Here is a 251-nt window from a genome sequence, read left to right as displayed (position 1 = left end):
GAAGCCTGGGGGGAGAAATTCCCATCGATTGGTAAGTCCTGGCGTAATAACTGGGATAACCTGATTACTCTGTTCGACTATCCTGAAGATATCCGAAAAGCGATTTATACAACGAATGCCATTGAGTGTCATCACCGATGTAATAAGTCTTCAAAACACCAGTTTAATTTGACCTCCCGATTAACCCTTTTCTGGCCGATTGTTTTCCTGTTGGTATCAAGCAGGGAGCAGCGCCATGACCAATCGAGAGG

1 protein-coding gene is annotated in these 251 nt (G+C 45.0%); it reads left to right on the top strand.

What is annotated here, in order from left to right:
• A partial coding sequence (locus tag AK963_RS36475) for a transposase (protein ID WP_238593923.1) occupies nt 1–251 on the top strand: 251 nt, incomplete at both ends.

This window comes from Endozoicomonas atrinae (assembly GCF_001647025.1).
Taxonomy (GTDB): Bacteria; Pseudomonadota; Gammaproteobacteria; order Pseudomonadales; family Endozoicomonadaceae; genus Endozoicomonas; species Endozoicomonas atrinae.
The sequence above is the reverse complement of the archived record's forward strand: the minus strand, read 5'-3'. Positions and strand labels throughout refer to the sequence as shown.